This is a genomic window from Escherichia sp. E3659, assembly GCF_005781135.1.
In the GTDB taxonomy this organism is placed as follows: Bacteria; Pseudomonadota; Gammaproteobacteria; order Enterobacterales; family Enterobacteriaceae; genus Escherichia.
The window spans coordinates 1-18,497 of the sequence record NZ_VATQ01000023.1 but is presented as its reverse complement, the minus strand read 5'-3'; the positions used below and the strand labels follow the sequence as shown (position 1 = coordinate 18,497).

Here is an 18,497-nt window from a genome sequence, read left to right as displayed (position 1 = left end):
GCCGGATAAGGCATTCACGCCGCATCCGGCACAGACAATCAACTATTACAGAACGATTAATCCACGTATTTCATCGCGACCCTTGACGTCAGGCGCGTGATAAGTTCGTAAGCACTCACTTTTGTTATTTCTGCGATACGCTCTACGGGTAAACCTTCACCCCATAAAATGACCTGGTCCCCGGCTTTATCCTGCGCCTGTGGACCTAAATCTACGCAGATCATATCCATCGCCACGCGACCGACAATCGGCACTTCACGACCATTAACCAGCACTGGCGTACCGGACGGCGCGGCGCGCGGGTAGCCATCGCCATAGCCCATCGCCACCACGCCAAGGCGGGTATCGCGCTCGCTAATCCAGGTGCCGCCATAGCCTACCGGTTCACCCGCTTTATGCTCACGCACGGCAATCAGGCTGGAGGTCAGTGACATCACTGGCTGGCAACCAAAATCAGCACCGGTGGAGCCATCTTCCAGCGGTGACACACCGTAAAGAATGATGCCCGGGCGCACCCAATCAAAATGCGACTGCGGCCATAACAAAATTCCACCCGATGCGGCGATTGAACGCTTGCCGGGTTTGCCTTCGCAAAAGGTGTTGAAGATATCGAGTTGTTTCTCAGTCGCGCCGCATTTTGGCTCATCAGCACGAGCAAAGTGGCTGACAATATTCACCGGCTGACGGACGTTTTTACATTGCGTAAGACGTTGATAAAACGCCTCAGCTTGTTCCGGTAACACGCCCAGTCGGTGCATACCGGTGTCGAGTTTCATCCAGACGGTAACTGGCTCCTCCAGACTGGCCTCTTCCAGAGCAGCAAGCTGTTCTTCGTTATGCACGGCGGTATGCAGATGTTCAGCGGAGATCGTCGGCAGATCGTCTGCTTCAAAAAAGCCTTCCAGTAACAATATAGGTTGCGTGATGCCCCCTGCTCTAAGCCGCAGGGCTTCTTCGAGACGGGCTACGCCAAAGGCGTCGGCATCAGGAAGCGTTCGCGCGGTTTCAAGAAGACCGTGACCATAAGCGTTCGCTTTCACCACCGCAACCAGTTTACTGGCGGGTGCCAGTTCACGCAGACGTTGCAAGTTGTGTCGCAGAGCGCGGCGGTTAATCACTACAGTTGCCGCTTGCATTTGTATTCCTTGATAAGTGTTTGCTTTAATTACCTAATACATAAAATAATTATTATTCGTCATCGTACTGCGGCCCCGCGTAGTTGTCGAAGCGCGACCATTGACCGTTAAAGGTCAGGCGTACCGTCCCGATTGGGCCGTTACGTTGTTTACCGATAATAATTTCCGCGATGCCTTTCAAATCACTGTTCTCGTGATAAACCTCATCACGATAGATAAACATGATCAAGTCCGCATCCTGCTCGATGGAGCCGGATTCACGCAAGTCGGAGTTGACCGGACGTTTGTCGGCACGTTGTTCCAGAGAACGGTTCAACTGGGACAGGGCCACCACCGGCACATTCAGTTCTTTTGCCAGCGCTTTCAGCGAGCGGGAGATTTCCGCAATTTCCAGCGTACGGTTGTCGGAAAGTGACGGCACACGCATCAGCTGCAGGTAGTCGATCATGATAAGCCCGATGCCGCCGTGCTCACGGGCAATACGACGCGCGCGCGAGCGCACTTCCGTTGGCGTCAGACCGGAGGAGTCATCAATATAGATGTTACGTTTCTCGAGCAAAATGCCCATCGTGCCGGAAATACGCGCCCAGTCTTCATCATCCAGCTGCCCGGTACGGATTTTGGTCTGGTCAACGCGCGACAGCGATGCCAGAGAACGCATCATAATCTGTTCCGATGGCATCTCCAGCGAGAAGATAAGCACCGGTTTATCCTGCAACATCGCCGCATTTTCGACGAGGTTCATCGCAAATGTCGTTTTACCCATCGACGGACGCGCAGCGACGATAATCAAGTCCGACGGCTGCAAACCGGCGGTTTTTTTGTTGAGATCGTCATAGCCGGTGTTTACCCCGGTGACGCCATCGTGCGGCTGCTGGAACAATTGCTCAATACGCGCCACGGTAGCGTCGAGCACATCGGCGATGTTCTTCGGCCCTTCGTCTTTATTGGCACGACTTTCGGCAATTTTAAAGACACGGGATTCAGCAAGGTCGAGCAAGTCTTCACTGGTGCGCCCTTGCGGATCAAAACCAGCTTCGGCAATCTCGTTAGCAACCGAGATCATCTCACGGACAACAGCACGTTCGCGCACGATGTCAGCATAAGCGCTGATGTTCGCCGCACTTGGCGTATTTTTTGACAGCTCTGCCAGATAAGCGAAACCACCGACGCTATCAAGTTGCCCCTGGCGCTCCAGCGATTCCGCCAGAGTTATCAGGTCTATCGGGCTACCGCCTTCCTGCAAACGCGCCATTTCGGTAAAGATATGGCGGTGCGGACGGGTGTAGAAATCATCTGCCACTACACGCTCGGCCACATCGTCCCAGCGTTCGTTATCCAGCATTAAACCGCCCAACACCGACTGCTCCGCTTCGATCGAGTGCGGAGGCACTTTCAGCCCGGCAACTTGTGGATCGCGTTCGCGGGGTTCAGCCTGCTGTTTGTTGAAGGGTTTATTTCCTGCCATAGTGAATGGAGTTACCGAGATAAAGAATGGGTCGAAACTTTACCATATGAAGCAGACCCTGACGATACGTTCTGGAGGACACATGGCAACACGAATTGAATTTCACAAGCACGGTGGCCCGGAAGTACTACAAGCCGTGGAGTTTACTCCTGTCGATCCGGCAGAGAATGAAATCCAGGTCGAAAATAAAGCCATTGGCATTAATTTTATCGACACGTATATCCGCAGCGGCCTTTATCCGCCGCCATCGCTACCCAGCGGATTAGGCACAGAAGCGGCTGGCATCGTGAGCAAAGTCGGCAGCGGCGTGAAGCATATTAAAGCGGGCGATCGCGTGGTTTATGCGCAGTCAACGTTAGGGGCTTACAGTTCTGTGCATAACGTCAATGCCGATAAAGCCGCAATTCTGCCCGCGGTGATCTCTTTTGAGCAAGCCGCCGCATCATTCCTGAAAGGCTTAACGGTTTATTATCTGCTACGCAAAACGTATGAAATCAAACCTGACGAACAGTTCCTGTTCCATGCGGCTGCTGGCGGCGTTGGCTTAATTGCCTGTCAGTGGGCAAAAGCCTTAGGGGCAAAACTTATTGGCACTGTGGGCTCCGCGCAAAAAGCGCAAAGTGCATTAAAAGCGGGTGCATGGCAGGTGATTAACTATCGCGACGAAAATCTGGTCGAACGATTAAAAGAGATCACCGACGGCAAGAAAGTGCGCGTGGTATACGATTCCGTGGGCAGAGACACCTGGGAACGGTCGCTGGATTGCCTGCAACGTCGCGGTTTAATGGTCAGTTTTGGCAACTCATCAGGCGCAGTGACGGGTGTGAACTTAGGCATTCTCAATCAGAAAGGCTCGCTGTATGTGACACGCCCTTCCCTGCAAGGCTATATCACTACGCGGGATGAGTTAACCGAAGCCAGTAATGAACTGTTTTCTTTGATTGCCAGCGGTGTAATTAAAGTGGATGTCGCAGAACATCAGAAATACCCGCTGAAGGATGCGCGGCGTGCGCATGAGATTCTGGAAAGCCGGGCGACGCAGGGTTCCAGCTTACTGATTCCATAAAGAAATTGGGCTTCCACCTGGGAAGCCCTTTCTTTTATAGTTCGGCTGTATGTAGGGTACAGCTCGATGAATTTGTTTGACGCGCAATAGTGACAGATTTGATTATCAATTCCTATTTTGTTCTAAGGATAAAACCTGAGGTTGTGATCATCCGCACAATCCCTTAGTAACGCCAGCGGTCATAACGCTGATATTTCGGCACTTTTGGCGCTTTAATCGCCTTGATCACCCACACTACCGCAATCGCCAACAGCAGCCACGGCAGCAGCTTAATCATCAATGCCAGCATACCGCCGAGGAACATAATGGCCGTCGCCACAACCAGCGCAGCGATAATGCCCAGCAATGAAACGCCAGTGACCATCAACATGACAAAAAAGCCAATCACAAAAAGTAGTTCCAGCATGATGTTCTCCCAAAAATGAAATCTCTTGCTGGCTTTACAAGAATCATGCCAGAAATAACATATTGATTTATCAACAAAACGCCCCGCGTCGAAGCGCAGGGCGTGGTGAATTTGACTACTTTGTGGTGAAAAATTAACGCTTATCAGCCACCAGTTTGAGCGCATGTTCCAACACGTTAATGTCAGCGCCCGCTTTATGGGCATTTTCACTTAAATACCGCCGCCACTGACGCGCGCCAGGAATCCCCTGGAACAGCCCCAGCATATGCCGGGTGATATGGCCCAGATAAGTTCCCTGGCTGAGTTCACGCTCAATGTACGGGTACATGGCGCGCACCACTGCCACCGGGTCGGCATCGGTATCCGAGGAACCAAATATCTCTCGATCCACTGCCGCCAGAATGCCTGGGTTTTGATACGCTTCACGCCCGACCATCACGCCATCCATATGTTGCAGGTGTGCTTTAGCCTCTTCCAGTGACTTGATGCCGCCATTAATTGACATAGCCAGATGCGGGAAATCACGCTTCAGTTGGTAGACGCGCGGGTAATCGAGCGGCGGGATCTCACGGTTTTCTTTTGGGCTTAAACCGGAGAGCCAGGCTTTACGCGCGTGGATGATAAACATCTCGCATTCGCCTTTGCCGGAAACGGTGTCGATAAAATTACAGAGAAATTCATAGCTGTCCTGGTCGTCAATGCCAATACGCGTTTTCACCGTCACTGGAATCGACACTACGTCGCGCATCGCTTTTACGCAGTCAGCCACCAGTTGCGCATTCCCCATCAGGCACGCGCCAAACATGCCGTTCTGTACCCGGTCTGACGGGCAGCCGACATTCAGGTTGATCTCATCATATCCGCGCGCTTCTGCCAGCTTCGCACACTGCGCCAGCGCCGCCGGATCGCTACCGCCCAACTGCAACGCCACCGGATGCTCTTCTTCACTGTATGCCAGGTAATCACCTTTACCGTGAATAATCGCCCCTGTGGTCACCATTTCGGTATAGAGCAACGTATTACGGGAGAGCAGACGCAGGAAATAACGGCAGTGTCTGTCCGTCCAGTCGAGCATAGGAGCAATAGAGAAACGGTATGCGGGATAAGCGGTTTGTGATTCTGCTGACATGGCGATTTTTTAAGCATCTGGTGAATTGGGGGCGCTACTATAGCATAACGAATATGCGATCAGGCAATGTGGCAGCTTCGACGCCCGGTTGTCGGCGTTTAAGTGAGAATTATGGTAAAGTAAGGACATTCTTAACCCCACTTTCGAGGTGCACAATGGAAAAGACCACAACGCAGGAGTTATTGGCGCAGGCTGAAAAACTCTGCGCGCAGCGTAATGTGCGCCTGACTCCGCAACGTCTCGAAGTGCTGCGCCTTATGAGCCTGCAAGAAGGGGCTATCAGCGCCTACGATCTACTTGATTTGCTGCGCGAAGCTGAACCGCAAGCCAAGCCGCCGACGGTTTATCGCGCGCTCGATTTTCTGCTTGAACAAGGTTTTGTGCATAAGGTTGAATCCACCAACAGCTATGTGCTCTGCCATCTGTTCGATCAGCCTACGCATACTTCAGCCATGTTTATTTGTGATCGCTGCGGCGCGGTGAAAGAAGAGTGTGCGGAAGGTGTAGAAGACATCATGCATACGCTGGCGGCAAAAATGGGTTTTGCCCTGCGGCATAATGTGATTGAAGCACATGGACTCTGTGCGGCATGTGTGGAAGTTGAAGCGTGTCGTCATCCTGAACAGTGCCAGCATGATCACTCTGTGCAGGTGAAAAAGAAACCGCGTTAAGAGGGCGTACATCCTTGTACACGTCGGGCAGGAGGGATTAATTACCAGCGGTAATCATGGCGTTTTTCCCAGCTATCAACCTCTTTTTCTGCCTGATCTTTCTGGTAACCGTAACGTTCCTGGATTTTACCCACTAACTGGTCACGCTTACCTTCAATGACCGTCATATCATCATCGGTCAGTTTGCCCCATTGCTCTTTCACTTTACCTTTGAACTGTTTCCAGTTACCGCCGACTTCGTCTTTATTCATATTCAAATCCTCATCGTTAGGTGGTGAATGAGTGTACGCTCACTTTTCTTCTGAACGTGGGATTAAGTGTAGTCAGGAATTTGGCTTAGGATTATTTATTCAGAACTTTTAACCGTCATGTTGCTGAAAACCAGGTTCCATTACGCCAGTGACGACGCCAGATAACCGCCAGTGAAAGCCCGCGCAGCGCCAGAAAGACGGTTAACGCCAGCCATAAACCATGGTTACCCAACCACGGCAACGTCAGTAGCGTCAAAGCAAACCCTGCTGCTGCGACTGCCATACTATTGCGCATTTCGGCAGCGCGCGTTGCCCCAATAAACATACCGTCCAGCAGATAACACCAGACTCCCACCAGCGGTAAAATAACCTGCCAGATTAGGTAGCGATCGGCCAGATTCTGGATCTGCGTTAACGACGTTAGCAACGCGATGATATGTTCACCCGCCAGCAAATAAACCACCGAAAACAACAATGCCACGATCCCCGACTGGCGGCACGCTGCGCGCCAGACATCCAGTAACTGGCTACCGTCGCGCGCACCATATGCCTGACCGGAGTGGGCTTCAACCGCGTAGGCAAAACCATCCAGCGCATAGGCAGTAAAGGTGAGTAGCGTCATCAGGACCGCGTTGACGGCGATAATATCGCTCCCCAGCCGCGCACCAAGAACCGTTATTGCGCCAAAACAGAGTTGTAGCAGCAGTGAGCGCAGCATAATGTCGCGGTTAAGCGCCAGCAAGCGACGGAAGTTTCCTCGCCAGGCTGTTTTCAGCATTTCGCCGGAGATACCACGTAGTTTGAGGATTTTACGCACCATGAGCAGACCAATCAGCAATGTTGCATATTCCGCAATAACCGTCGCCAGCGCCGCGCCCTGCACGTTCATATGCAGCCCCATCACCAGCCAGACATCCAGCACAATGTTGAGGATATTGCCAACCACTAACAAAATCACTGGCGCGCGGGCATATTGCACGCCGAGCAACCAGCCGAGCAGCACCAGATTCGCCAGCGACGCCGGTGCACTTAACCAGCGGATTGCAAGAAAGCGCCGCGCCTGTTCCAGAACCGCTTCGCTACCACCAACAATATGCAGCGCCAGCTCGATAATCGGCGTACGCAGTAACGCAATCAACGCTCCGGCTCCCAGTGCCAACAGCAACGGTTGCACCAGCGCACGGGCTAATGCCTGAGGATTTTTGGCACCATAAGCCTGTGCAGTAAGCCCGGTGGTGCTCATGCGTAAAAACAGCAACAACATAAAGAGAAAGCTGGTCGCCGTTGCACCAACCGCCACGCCGCCCAGATAAACCGGACTATCAAGATGACCAATGACCGCCGTATCGACCAGCCCCAACAACGGAACGGTGATATTGGAGAAAATCATGGGTAAGGCAAGATGCCAGAGTGCTTTATCAGATGAAGTGAGGAATGCCATGCAGACAAGCCTGATGAAGAGAGATTAGAAACAAACCGCGATGCCAGGCGGCATCGCGGTATCAGAGATAGATTACAGCCAGTCGCCGTTGCGAATAACACCAACCGCCAGCCCTTCAATGCTGAAGCTCTGCTGACGAAGGTCAACGACAATTGGTTTAAACTCGCTATTTTCTGGCAGAAGTTCGACTTTATTACCCTGTTTTTTCAGACGCTTAACGGTAACTTCGTCATCTATACGCGCGACAACGACCTGACCATTACGCACATCCTGGGTTTTATGCACTGCCAGCAAGTCGCCGTCCATAATGCCGATATCTTTCATCGACATCCCACTGACGCGCAGCAGGAAATCGGCATTCGGTTTGAACAGGGAAGGATCGACCTGATAATGACCTTCAATATGCTGCTGCGCCAGAAGCGGTTCACCGGCAGCCACACGGCCCACCAACGGTAACCCTTCTTCCTCTTCCTGCAACAGACGAATCCCGCGCGATGCGCCGGAAACAATTTCAATAACGCCTTTGCGTGCCAGCGCCTTCAGATGTTCTTCTGCCGCATTTGGGGAACGGAACCCCAAACGCTGCGCGATTTCCGCACGCGTCGGCGGCATACCTGTCTGGCTGATGTGATCACGGATGAGATCAAACACCTCTTGTTGCCTGGCCGTTAACGCTTTCATTCCGCCCCCTGGGTGTATATACAGTTATGCTGTGAGTATATACAGCAAAAGGTGATTTTGGAACCATAAACTACACAATAAACCAGAGATTTATCGAATTCTGGAAGGGTTATCCAAAATGCGACCATAACAGAATGCACCAGGTAATCACGGCGACGATAATGGCGATCAGCACCGCGGCAGAGCCCATATCTTTCGCCCGCCCGGAAAGCTCATGGTATTCAGAGCCAATACGGTCAACCACCGCTTCGATGGCACTATTGAGAATTTCCACAATCATCACCAGCATGACAGAACTAATAAGCAATACTCGGGTTATTGCATCCACATCCAGCCAACAGGCAATAACCACTGCCAACAATACCGCGACACCTTCCTGACGGAATGCCGCTTCGTTGATCCATGCGGCACGTAAACCTTTCCAGGAATAGCCAGCAGCTTTGATAATTCGGGTGAATCCAGTGGTATTATTGGCCATCGAAAGAACCTTTTTACATTATGAGCGTCAATATCAGTGTACCGTTGAATCCGAAGATTACGGTTAGCGTAACGTCGCGCGAAACATGAGCGGATACCACAGAATTTCCCATGACTTTCTGCTATCCTTCCCGCGCATTTGCATTATTAACCAGAGGCTTTACATCGTTTATGTCCGGCTGGCCACGAATTTACTACAAATTACTGAATTTACCATTAAGCATCCTGGTAAAAAGCAAGTCTATTCCGGCAGATCCTGCCCCGGAACTGGGACTGGATACCTCTCGTCCAATTATGTACGTTTTACCGTACAACTCAAAAGCGGATTTGCTGACGTTGCGCGCCCAGTGCCTGGCGCACGACCTGCCTGACCCATTAGAGCCGCTGGAAATAGACGGCACGCTACTGCCGCGCTATGTGTTTATTCATGGCGGGCCGCGTGTTTTCACCTATTACACACCGAAAGAAGAGTCTATTAAGCTTTTCCACGACTATCTCGATCTGCACCGTAGCAACCCGAATCTGGATGTGCAAATGGTGCCAGTATCGGTGATGTTTGGTCGTGCGCCAGGGCGTGAAAAAGGTGAAGTTAACCCGCCGCTGCGCATGCTCAACGGCGTACAGAAATTTTTCGCCGTGCTATGGCTCGGTCGCGACAGTTTTGTGCGCTTCTCTCCGTCAGTTTCGCTGCGCCGTATGGCGGATGAACACGGCACGGATAAAACTATCGCTCAGAAACTGGCACGCGTGGCGCGTATGCACTTTGCCCGTCAACGTCTGGCTGCCGTGGGTCCACGTCTGCCTGCTCGTCAGGATCTGTTTAATAAGTTGCTCGCCTCCCGCGCCATTGCCAAAGCGGTAGAAGATGAAGCGCGCAGCAAAAAAATCTCCCATGAAAAAGCGCAGCAGAACGCGATTGCGCTGATGGAAGAGATTGCGGCGAACTTCTCTTACGAGATGATCCGCCTGACTGACCGCATTCTGGGCTTCACCTGGAACCGACTTTACCAGGGCATCAACGTCCATAATGCCGAGCGCGTTCGCCAGCTGGCCCACGACGGTCATGAGCTGGTGTATGTGCCTTGCCACCGCAGTCACATGGACTACCTGCTGCTTTCTTACGTGCTGTATCACCAGGGGCTGGTGCCGCCGCATATCGCCGCCGGGATCAACCTGAATTTCTGGCCTGCCGGGCCGATTTTCCGCCGTCTGGGTGCGTTCTTTATTCGCCGCACGTTTAAAGGCAATAAGCTCTATTCTACGGTTTTCCGTGAGTATCTCGGCGAACTGTTCAGCCGCGGTTATTCCGTCGAGTACTTTGTGGAAGGCGGTCGTTCGCGTACAGGCCGTTTGCTGGACCCGAAAACCGGTACGCTGTCGATGACCATTCAGGCGATGCTGCGTGGCGGTACACGTCCAATTACGCTGATTCCGATCTACATCGGTTATGAGCACGTCATGGAAGTGGGTACTTACGCCAAAGAACTGCGCGGCGCGACGAAAGAGAAAGAGAGCCTGCTGCAGATGCTGCGCGGTTTAAGCAAGCTGCGTAATCTCGGTCAGGGCTATGTCAACTTCGGTGAACCAATGCCGTTGATGACCTACCTTAACCAGCACGTGCCAGACTGGCGTGAATCTATCGACCCAATCGAAGCAGTGCGTCCGGCCTGGTTAACACCGACGGTCAATAACATTGCTGCCGATCTGATGGTACGCATTAACAACGCAGGCGCGGCAAACGCCATGAACCTGTGCTGTACTGCGCTTCTGGCGTCACGTCAGCGCTCACTCACCCGCGAGCAGTTAACCGAGCAACTCAACTGCTATCTGGATTTGATGCGCAACGTGCCTTACTCCACGGACTCGACCGTTCCTTCAGCCAGCGCCAGCGAGCTTATCGATCACGCGCTGCAAATGAACAAGTTTGAAGTTGAGAAGGATACTATCGGCGACATCATCATTCTGCCACGCGAGCAAGCGGTGCTGATGACCTACTATCGCAACAACATTGCGCATATGTTGGTGCTGCCTTCGCTGATGGCGGCAATTGTCACCCAGCATCGCCACATCTCCCGCGACGTATTGATGGAGCACGTCAATGTGCTTTACCCAATGCTGAAAGCGGAGCTGTTCCTGCGCTGGGATCGCGACGAGTTGCCGGACGTTATTGATGCGCTGGCAAATGAGATGCAACGTCAGGGGCTGATTACACTGCAAAATGACGAGCTGCATATCAATCCGGCGCATTCCCGCACGCTTCAGCTGCTGGCCGCAGGCGCGCGCGAAACGCTGCAACGTTATGCCATCACTTTCTGGCTGCTGAGCGCCAACCCGTCGATCAACCGCGGGACGCTGGAGAAAGAGAGCCGCACCGTGGCGCAACGTCTCTCCGTGCTGCACGGCATCAACGCACCGGAATTCTTCGACAAGGCGGTATTCAGTTCTCTGGTACTGACGCTGCGTGATGAAGGGTATATCAGCGACAGCGGCGACGCCGAACCGGCAGAAACGATGAAGGTCTATCAGTTGCTGGCAGAGTTGATTACGTCCGATGTGCGTTTGACGATTGAGAGTGCGACGCAGGGTGAAGGGTAATTGGTGAGAGTTGCCGGATGCGGCGAAAACGCCTTATCCGGCCAACCATGACCTGCAAATTCAATAAATTGCGATGTGTTGTGTAGGCCTGATAAGCGCAGCGCATCAGGCAGCCCAGAAGAAAGCCGGATGATCATCCGGCTTTTTTACATCATCAGAAATGCCAGTAACTCATTGCCAGCCCTAAAAACAGCACCAGGCCAACATAGTTATTATTCATAAATGCTTTAAAGCAGGCTTCGCGCTCGCGGTTAGCAATCAGTTTTTGTTGATATACAAACAGCGCGCCCGCGACCAGAATTGACCAATAATATCCCCAGCCTAAGCCATTTAACTCGCCGATAATCGCCATCAGCACCAGCACGCCAATCTGCAAAATGCCGATAATCAACTTATCGTATTGACCGAACAAGATAGCGGTGGACTTAATGCCAATCTTCACGTCATCGTCACGGTCGACCATCGCATATTGCGTGTCGTAAGCCACCGCCCACAGAATATTGGCAAGGAACATCAGCCAGCAGCTTAACGGCACCGATTCACTCACAGCGGCAAAAGCCATTGGAATCGACCAACCAAACGCCGCACCCAGCACCACTTGCGGTAAATGGGTATACCGCTTCATAAACGGGTACACCCACGCCAACGCCAGTCCGGCAATCGACAACAGAATGGTCATCGTGTTCAGTGTCAATACCAGTAAGAACGAAATCAGCACCAGCACCACAAATAGCGTTCGCGCCTCTTTCTCCGTAACCGCACCACTGGGAAGCGGTCGGTTTGCTGTGCGCTTCACATGACCATCAAATTTACGGTCAGCATAGTCATTCACCACGCACCCGGCGGCGCGCATCAGCCAGACGCCAGCGACGAACACCGCCAGAATCCAGAGTTGGGGAACACCTGGGGTCGCCACCCACAGCGCCCACAACGTTGGCCAGAGCAGCAGTAACGCGCCTATTGGCTTATCCGTACGCATTAAGCGATGAAACGCCAGCAGCTTATTCTGCGTCAGACTCCACTCCATATTTTTTTCCTCTTAGTACAACGGTGACGCCGGTAAAAACAGTTCAGTCAGCAACAGCGGCTTACCGCTTAATCGCAGGCGGGAACGGCGCCCCCAAAGTCCGGCATCACGGCCTATCTCAATAAAGTCCCGGGTTAATGTCGATGATGTGAACAGATAACGTCCTAATGGCGTTTTACCCAATTTTTGTAACGCCAGCTCAGGGCCACTTAATGTTGATACAGGGACGACGGTACGCCCGGCAAGCCAGGGTTCCCCATCGGCACATAGCAAAATTTCACGTAACCAGTAACGGGATTCTTTCGGCAGCAGCGGTAATTCTTCGGGGATTTCATTCTGTTCGACAAATCCTTCGCGGATCATCGTCACGCTCACCGTTTTTCCCTGCTGTTCAAAACGTTTAGTCATGGAATCTTCCAGCAACAACCAGTCGAGCAGTTGCGGTTCCAGCGCAGGGATCTCTGCAAAATAGCGCAGCGCACGCAGTTGCGTTAACGCGGGGTGTGACATGCCGAACTCTCCGTTACATAACGTAAAGGCATTGTATCGCAGAAAAGCGATAACGGGAGATGTAAAGCATATTAAGTGATCTAATACGCAACAATCACGCAACAATCACTGGGGGGAGAAAAAAAGGTGCGCCCGAAGACGCACCAGTTGTTGCAAAATCAGCACTGTGGGACCTAATTATCCCTTGCCTTTTACACTGCTGATAAAGGTGGAACGGGCAGATGTCGATCCCAGACGTTCAGCTTCATCAAGCAGTTTTAACGCCTTATCAACATCACCTTTCGCGACAGCGTTTTTGATCGCGGTATTAAAATAACTTTCCGTGTCGTTGAGCATCGGTTCGCTTTTCTTCACCGGTGCCGGAGCGGGTGCAGCCACGGCTGGTGCCGCCGTGTTGCCTACCGTAACCGGAGCTGGAGCGGATGAACCAAATAGCGGTCCCACCAGCACACTGGAGCTGGAGTTGGTTTTCACTTTCAGTTTCAGTAAGCCATCGGTGGTATGACGAGCAACCGGGTCTGGAATATCAGGGATCGAGTTACCGACGCCTTTGGCATAGGCTTTTGCCGGGTCGAGTAGTTGCGTCGTCTGCTGGAGATCTTTTTCCGTGGTAAAGACCAGAACATACAGTTTTTGCTGCCCCAACGCTGGCGTCAGGCGCATCACTCCTTCCAGACGATCTGCGCTCATGACGCCTGGTTCCTGGTAGGTGAAATAACTGCTGGGGAAGAAGGCTGATGGGGTCATGCTCTGATCAAGAATAAGTACATTTGGCGCAAATACACTGGTTTGTTTGTTCACTTCGCTGGTCAGCGTAAGGGTCAGTTCGCCAATGTTTGCCGGAACGCTGTATGCCGCAACCGGACCACTGATGCCGGGAACGTTCAGTTGTTGGCCGCCAGTCGCTAACTGGGTAGTCTGAGTTTTGGATTGATCGACTGGTGTCCAGGTTAATTGTTGTAGCGCGGCAGATGGAATAGCTGGTGCGTCACTGGTGTTTTGCGGTACGTAGTTGACGTCGGCGAGGCTGATTCCAGGCGCGCTCGCCAGCAACCCTGCTGATAAACAGAGGGCGATGAGACTTTTATTCATTTTCATTGTTTTCACCTCAAAATCTGGAGTTCAGCGGTAGCCAGGCAATAGCGCGCTAAACCGATAATCAGAGGGGCTTGCGCCCCTTATAGATAATGACAACGTGTTTTTATGCCGGATGCGGCGTAAACGCCTTATCCGGCCTACATTCGACAACAGTTGTAGGCCTGATAAGACGCCACAGCGTCGCATCAGGCGTTGGTTGCCGGATGCGGCGTGAACGCCTTATCCGGCCTACGCTTTGTTATTACCACCAGATTTCCATCTGGGCGCCGAAGGTCCACTCGTCGCTATCACCACGACCGAAGCTACCGCCTTCGAAGTTCGCCGGAACGGCTTTACCGTAGTTCGGGTTGGAAGAGGAACTACCGTTGTAGTCATAGCCCCATTTCTCATCCCACTTGGCGTAGGTCGCGAAGACACGAATAGCCGGACGTGACCAGATGCTGTCGCCAGCCTGCCATTGTTGTGCGAGGGTAATTTTGTACTGATTGTTCTTATCGCCAGTGCGCTGGGATTCGACGTTGTCGTAGCCGATCTCCATCAAGGTGCTCATGATTGGCGTCCACTTGTACATCGGGCGAATACCGACGGTCCACCACTTGGTGCCGTTATCGTTATCCCAGTTGATGTCCTGATACATACCCACGTACATCATGTCCCAGTTGTCGCCCATCGAGATCGCACCGTGATCAAGAATACGCAGCATGTGACCGTTGTTATTGATGTTGTAGGCAAAGTGTTCGTTATCAAACGCGACGCCAGAGCCTTGCGACAGACCTTTACCCTGCGAGGTCATCGAGTCAGTTGCGTACTGAACAACAAACTTGTTGAAGCCCTTCAGGATGCTCTGAGTATGTTCAGCAGTGAATAACCAACCGTCTTTCGATGCGCCATCAACCAGACGATAGTTATCACGCAGGTTAGCGCGACCGTAGTCGACACCCAGTTCTAAGGTTCCGCCTGGGTTGATTTCCATCTGCGCTAAACGCACGTCGAAGACATCGTTCGCGGTTTCGTTGGTGTAGTCATAGATATTGTTGCTGGCGAAAGAAGAAGAACCACCAGCTTCAGAAGAGCGGGTTGCTGCCAGAGAGAGCTTACCGAAGCCAACATCGATGTTTTCCAGACCGGCACCAGGACCAGAAATATCCCAGTAGTAGAAGTCGATCATATGAACGTCATGACGTTGATAGAAACGCTTACCCGCCCAGATGGTGGAACCAGGCAGCCATTCAATCAGGTTTTTACCCTGCACGTTCGCTTCACGGAAGGCCGGATCGGTGGCTTCCCAGTCATTCTGTTGTGCTACGGAATAGGCCACGTTAGTGTCGAAATAGAAGCTCTTATCGCCCTCTTTCCACACTTCCTGTCCCAATTTTAATTCAGCGTAAGTTTCACATTCGTTGCCAAGACGGTATTTACTTTGAGCACCGGTAGTCTGGAAACACTGTTGTTCACCGCCGCTCCCTGTCCAGCCGATACCGGAACGAGCGTAACCGTGGAAATCCACAGCCATTGCCTGAGCAGACATTACGCCCGCTGCGACGGCAACCGCCAGAGGAAGTTTGCGCAGAGTAATCATCATTCTATCTCCTGAGTCATTGCTTTTCTTTTTTCACATCACCTGTCACAGGTTTTGTGTCTTTTGTAGGGTGCTTAAACGCCCGGCTCCTGATGCAGTCGACGACACGCAGTGCCATCTTCACGGAACAGATGGCAACGCTCTGGCGGCAGGCCGATAGCGAATGTGGCACCTTCTTCTACCAACACTACGTCAGACTGGCGGTACACCAGGTTTTGACGAATGGAAGGGATCTGGATATGAATTTGGGTTTCGTTGCCGAGTTGCTCGACGACCTGAACTTCACCTTCAAGGATGACGTCGGCGATATCACTTGGCAGTAGATGTTCCGGGCGAATGCCCAGTGACATGTTGGCTCCGACCTGAACATTGTGGCTTTCAACCGGAAGCCAGACTTGCTGGAGGTTTGGCATCGGCAGCTCAACCTGAACTTGATCGATCGCAACGGCGGTCACTTTTACCGGCAAGAAGTTCATTTTCGGCGAACCAATAAAACCAGCGACAAAGCGGTCCGCCGGATAGTGATACAGTTCGAGGGGTTTCCCGACCTGCGCCACGCGCCCGGCATCCAGCACCACGATTTTATCGGCCAGCGTCATCGCCTCGACCTGATCGTGGGTAACGTAAATCATCGTGCGGCCCAGACGTTTATGCAGGCGGGAGATTTCGATACGCATCTGCACACGCAGCGCAGCGTCAAGGTTGGATAGCGGTTCATCAAGTAAAAACACGCTTGGCTCTGCCACCAGTGTTCGACCAATCGCCACTCGCTGACGCTGCCCGCCGGAGAGTGCCTTCGGTTTGCGATCCAGCAAATGCGCCAGTTGCAGTACTTCCGCCACCTGGTTAACGCGCTGGTTGATCACCTCTTTCTTCGCGCCCGCCAGTTTCAGGCCAAAGGACATGTTTTCTGCCACTGACAGATGGGGATAGAGCGCATAGGACTGGAACACCATTCCGACGCCACGTTCGGCCGGCGGGGTGTCGTTCATTCGTTTCTCACCGATGAACAGGTCGCCGCTGGTAATTGTCTCAAGGCCGGCAATCATGCGCAGTAACGTTGATTTACCGCAGCCAGATGGCCCGACAAACACCACAAATTCGCCTTCGTGGATCTCGAGATTGATATCTTTCGATACCACGACCTCACCCCAGGCTTTCGTTACATTTTGCAGCTGTACGCTCGCCATGCCCTTCTCCCTTCGTTACAACCTGTCATCGACAGCAACATTCATGATGCGGTGACTATGCTTGATCGACTGATGGCTTAAATCCTCCACCCCCAGGCTTTTTTATGGGGGAGGAGGCGGGAGGACGAGAAGAAGGCATCTGCATACTAATCCGATGAAAAGTACGGAAATTCGTGAAGTTGCTTGCAAAAATCATGGCGATTTTATGTGCGCCAACCCGCAATACTGCCATTTCTGTGATGGAGATCACGCAAAGCGAAGGTGGGGCGTAGGGGCAAGGAGGATGGAAAGAGGTTGCCGTATAAAGAAACTAGAGTCCGTATAGGTGTTTTCACAAGCACTTCACCAACAAGGACCAGAGATTATGAAAATAAAAACAGGTGCACGCATCCTCGCATTATCCGCATTAACGACGATGATGTTTTCCGCCACGGCTCTCGCCAAAATTGAAGAAGGTAAACTGGTAATCTGGATTAACGGCGATAAAGGCTACAACGGCCTCGCTGAAGTCGGTAAAAAATTCGAGAAAGATACCGGAATTAAAGTCACCGTTGAGCACCCGGATAAACTGGAAGAGAAATTCCCTCAAGTTGCGGCAACTGGCGATGGTCCGGACATCATCTTCTGGGCACACGACCGCTTTGGCGGCTACGCCCAGTCAGGCTTGCTGGCTGAAATTTCCCCGGACAAAGCGCTCCAGGACAAGATATATCCGTTCACCTGGGATGCCGTGCGTTTTAACGGCAAACTCATTGCTTACCCGGTTGCAGTTGAAGCGTTATCGCTGATTTATAACAAAGATCTGCTGCCGAACCCGCCAAAAACCTGGGAAGAGATCCCGGCGCTGGATAAAGAACTGAAAGCGAAAGGTAAGAGCGCGCTGATGTTCAACCTGCAAGAACCATACTTTACCTGGCCGCTGATTGCTGCCGACGGTGGTTATGCGTTCAAGTATGAAAACGACAAATACAACGTGAAAGACGTTGGCGTGGATAACGCTGGTGCGAAAGCGGGTCTGACCTTCCTGGTTGATCTGATTAAAAACAAACACATGAATGCGGATACTGACTACTCCATTGCAGAGGCAGCCTTTAACAAAGGTGAAACTGCGATGACCATTAATGGTCCGTGGGCATGGTCTAACATCGACACCAGCAAAGTGAACTACGGTGTGACGATGCTGCCAACCTTCAAGGGACAACCGTCCAAACCGTTCGTTGGCGTGCTGAGCGCAGGCATTAACGCGGCCAGTCCGAACAAAGAGCTGGCGAAAGAGTTCCTCGAAAACTACCTGCTGACCGACGAAGGTCTGGAAGCGGTGAATAAAGACAAACCGCTGGGTGCCGTGGCGCTGAAGTCTTACCAGGATCAGCTGGCGAAAGATCAACGTATCGCCGCCACCATGGATAACGCCAAGAACGGTGAAATCATGCCGAACATCCCGCAGATGTCCGCCTTCTGGTATGCCGTGCGTACCGCAGTAATCAACGCTGCCAGTGGTCGTCAGACTGTCGATGCCGCGCTGAAAGATGCACAGGGTCGTATCACTAAGTAATGCCTGAAATGCCGGATGCGGCGTGAACGCCTTATCCGGCCTACGAAACCGAAACGTATGTAGGCCTGATAAGACGCGTCAGCGTCGCATCTGGCAGTTGTTGCCGGATGCGGCGTGAACGCCTTATCCGGCCTACGAAAACGAAACGTATGTAGGCCTGATAAGACGCGCCAGCGTCGCATCAGGCAGTTGTTGCCAGATGCGGCGTAAACGCCTT

17 protein-coding genes are annotated in these 18,497 nt (G+C 52.4%); 4 read left to right on the top strand and 13 right to left on the bottom strand.

Annotated features, from left to right (window positions below):
- Positions 1–56 precede the first annotated feature (56 nt).
- A complete protein-coding gene (gene alr, locus FEK47_RS16270) occupies positions 57–1,136 on the bottom strand; it encodes an alanine racemase (protein WP_130218569.1) in 1,080 nt (359 codons plus the stop codon).
- Positions 1,137–1,188: 52 nt separating this feature from the next.
- Complete coding sequence (dnaB, locus tag FEK47_RS16265) at positions 1,189–2,604, bottom strand: replicative DNA helicase (RefSeq protein ID WP_135486800.1); 1,416 nt, start codon at positions 2,602–2,604, stop codon at positions 1,189–1,191.
- Between the two features lie 82 nt (positions 2,605–2,686).
- On the opposite strand from dnaB, the gene FEK47_RS16260 reads away from it, so the two are divergent.
- The gene (locus tag FEK47_RS16260) at positions 2,687–3,670 is read left to right on the top strand and encodes a quinone oxidoreductase (protein ID WP_135486801.1); all 984 of its coding nucleotides are present in this window, start codon (positions 2,687–2,689) and stop codon (positions 3,668–3,670) included.
- A gap of 163 nt (positions 3,671–3,833) precedes the next feature.
- Here FEK47_RS16260 and pspG read toward each other — a convergent pair whose 3' ends face one another.
- Together pspG and dusA are read right to left on the bottom strand one after the other, a co-directional pair.
- Entirely contained in the window at positions 3,834–4,076 is a 243-nt protein-coding gene (pspG, locus tag FEK47_RS16255) for an envelope stress response protein PspG (protein WP_000891404.1), read from the bottom strand.
- A gap of 133 nt (positions 4,077–4,209) precedes the next feature.
- On the bottom strand, positions 4,210–5,205 hold the full coding sequence (gene dusA / locus FEK47_RS16250; protein WP_135486802.1) for a tRNA dihydrouridine(20/20a) synthase DusA: 996 nt from the start codon (positions 5,203–5,205) through the stop codon (positions 4,210–4,212).
- A gap of 155 nt (positions 5,206–5,360) precedes the next feature.
- Here dusA and zur point away from each other — a divergent pair, with 155 nt between their 5' ends.
- The gene (zur, locus tag FEK47_RS16245; protein ID WP_130205794.1) at positions 5,361–5,876 is read left to right on the top strand and encodes a zinc uptake transcriptional repressor Zur; all 516 of its coding nucleotides are present in this window, start codon (positions 5,361–5,363) and stop codon (positions 5,874–5,876) included.
- A gap of 41 nt (positions 5,877–5,917) precedes the next feature.
- Here zur and FEK47_RS16240 read toward each other — a convergent pair whose 3' ends face one another.
- The 4 genes from FEK47_RS16240 to dgkA form a co-directional block, all read right to left on the bottom strand.
- Positions 5,918–6,127: a CsbD family protein gene (locus FEK47_RS16240; RefSeq protein WP_001030602.1), complete on the bottom strand. Its 210-nt coding sequence runs from the start codon at positions 6,125–6,127 to the stop codon at positions 5,918–5,920.
- Positions 6,128–6,242: 115 nt separating this feature from the next.
- Entirely contained in the window at positions 6,243–7,568 is a 1,326-nt protein-coding gene (gene dinF / locus FEK47_RS16235) for an MATE family efflux transporter DinF (protein ID WP_130218583.1), read from the bottom strand.
- Positions 7,569–7,640: 72 nt separating this feature from the next.
- Positions 7,641–8,249 (bottom strand): transcriptional repressor LexA, encoded by a 609-nt coding sequence (lexA, locus tag FEK47_RS16230; RefSeq protein ID WP_064525560.1) that lies wholly within the window; start codon positions 8,247–8,249, stop codon positions 7,641–7,643.
- Between the two features lie 109 nt (positions 8,250–8,358).
- A complete protein-coding gene (gene dgkA / locus FEK47_RS16225; protein ID WP_000002907.1) occupies positions 8,359–8,727 on the bottom strand; it encodes a diacylglycerol kinase in 369 nt (122 codons plus the stop codon).
- A 170-nt stretch (positions 8,728–8,897) separates the two neighbouring features.
- On the opposite strand from dgkA, the gene plsB reads away from it, so the two are divergent.
- Positions 8,898–11,321 (top strand): glycerol-3-phosphate 1-O-acyltransferase PlsB, encoded by a 2,424-nt coding sequence (gene plsB, locus FEK47_RS16220; RefSeq protein WP_130218630.1) that lies wholly within the window; start codon positions 8,898–8,900, stop codon positions 11,319–11,321.
- A 154-nt stretch (positions 11,322–11,475) separates the two neighbouring features.
- Here the strand turns inward: plsB and ubiA are convergent, their stop codons facing one another.
- From ubiA to malK, 5 genes are all read right to left on the bottom strand, one after another.
- Entirely contained in the window at positions 11,476–12,348 is an 873-nt protein-coding gene (gene ubiA / locus FEK47_RS16215; protein ID WP_135486803.1) for a 4-hydroxybenzoate octaprenyltransferase, read from the bottom strand.
- 12 nt (positions 12,349–12,360) lie between these two features.
- Positions 12,361–12,858 (bottom strand): chorismate lyase, encoded by a 498-nt coding sequence (ubiC, locus tag FEK47_RS16210; RefSeq protein WP_000019214.1) that lies wholly within the window; start codon positions 12,856–12,858, stop codon positions 12,361–12,363.
- Between the two features lie 177 nt (positions 12,859–13,035).
- Entirely contained in the window at positions 13,036–13,956 is a 921-nt protein-coding gene (malM, locus tag FEK47_RS16205; protein ID WP_135486804.1) for a maltose operon protein MalM, read from the bottom strand.
- A 241-nt stretch (positions 13,957–14,197) separates the two neighbouring features.
- The gene (lamB, locus tag FEK47_RS16200; protein ID WP_130237612.1) at positions 14,198–15,538 is read right to left on the bottom strand and encodes a maltoporin LamB; all 1,341 of its coding nucleotides are present in this window, start codon (positions 15,536–15,538) and stop codon (positions 14,198–14,200) included.
- 71 nt (positions 15,539–15,609) lie between these two features.
- Entirely contained in the window at positions 15,610–16,725 is a 1,116-nt protein-coding gene (malK, locus tag FEK47_RS16195) for a maltose/maltodextrin ABC transporter ATP-binding protein MalK (RefSeq protein ID WP_064525541.1), read from the bottom strand.
- 364 nt (positions 16,726–17,089) lie between these two features.
- Between malK and malE the strand changes: the two genes are divergently transcribed.
- Positions 17,090–18,280, top strand: a complete 1,191-nt coding sequence (malE, locus tag FEK47_RS16190) for a maltose/maltodextrin ABC transporter substrate-binding protein MalE (RefSeq protein ID WP_135486805.1) — start codon at positions 17,090–17,092, stop codon at positions 18,278–18,280.
- The last annotated feature ends 217 nt before the right edge of the window (positions 18,281–18,497 follow it).